At 65.8% G+C, this 1053-nt stretch carries 1 protein-coding gene; it reads right to left on the bottom strand.

Annotated features, from left to right (window positions below; translation table 11 throughout):
* Window positions 1–16: 16 nt before the first annotated feature.
* Window positions 17–974, bottom strand: a protein-coding gene (locus tag MKK67_RS28100; protein ID WP_243971747.1) for an IS630 family transposase whose coding sequence is annotated in 2 segments (ribosomal slippage) — window positions 17–622 and window positions 624–974 — 957 coding nt in all. Because the reading frame shifts where the segments join, the coding sequence is not laid out codon by codon here.
* Window positions 975–1053 lie beyond the last annotated feature (79 nt).

Here is a 1053-nt window from a genome sequence, read left to right as displayed (position 1 = left end):
CTAGAGCGTCGTCCACTTAATTGGACGCATATCCCTTGTCCTTGAGGAAGTTCCAGCACTCTTGGGGCTCGAACAAGCCGCAGATGTCGCCGATGGCTCGCCAGAGAGCGTCGAAGGTGCGGGCCTTGGCCTTGCGCAGGTGGGCCTTGAGCTTGGCGAAGGCTTGCTCGATCGGGTTGAGGTCGGGTGAGTAGGGCGGGAGGAACAGGAACCAAGCACCGCGCTCCCTCAAGCAGGCGGCGGCCTTGGGACTCTTATGAACCGCGAGGTTATCGAGGATGACGACGTCGCCCTTGTTCAGGGTCGGGGCGAGCTGGGTTTCGACGTAGGTCTCGAAGGCAGCCCGGTTCATCGCCTTGTCGATCACCCAGGGCGCGCTCAGGCGGTCGCAGCGCAGGCCGGCGATGAAGGTCTGCGTGCCCCAGTGACCGAACGGTGCCTTGGCGTGCAGCCGCCTACCCTTGCGGCTGCGCCCGCGCAGGCGGGTCATCTTGGTCGTGACGGACGTCTCGTCGAGGAAGACGAGGCGGTGGCAGGCGGAGCGCATCATCGGGAGGCGTTTGGTGCGCCACTCGTGACGATCTTCAGGGATGGGCGCGCGTCCGCGCTCGGCCGCCATCAGGGCTTTTTTTATATGTAAAACCGCGCTGGCAGAGGAAGCGTGACAGCATGGCCGGCGTCGCCGTCACGCCGTGCTCGGCCAGCAGCCGCTCGGCCAGTTCCGGCATGGTGAGGTCGGGCGTGGCCTCCACCGCTGCGATCAGGAAGTCGGCCACCGGCTCCAGCTTGCCGCTGCCCTTGGGCCGCCCCTGACGCGCGGGCGCCACCGATCCGGTCCGAGCGCGGCGTCTGGCCAGCTTGATCGCGCAACTCGCGCTGACCGCAAACTGCCGTGCTGCGGCACGCCGCGAGCCGCCGTTCCCGACAAACCCAGTGATCCGCTCGCGAAGGTCCAATGAATAGCAGCCGCCCATGATCCTCCTCCTCGCACAAGCGAATCAGTTCGACAGCCCAGCCGCAACCCACGAGTCTGATTTCTAGGACGACGCTCTA

The organism is Methylobacterium sp. J-072, assembly GCF_022829425.1.
Classification (GTDB): domain Bacteria; phylum Pseudomonadota; class Alphaproteobacteria; order Rhizobiales; family Beijerinckiaceae; genus Methylobacterium.
Note: the sequence above shows the minus strand (reverse complement) of the source record. Positions and strands in the feature narration are given on the sequence as shown.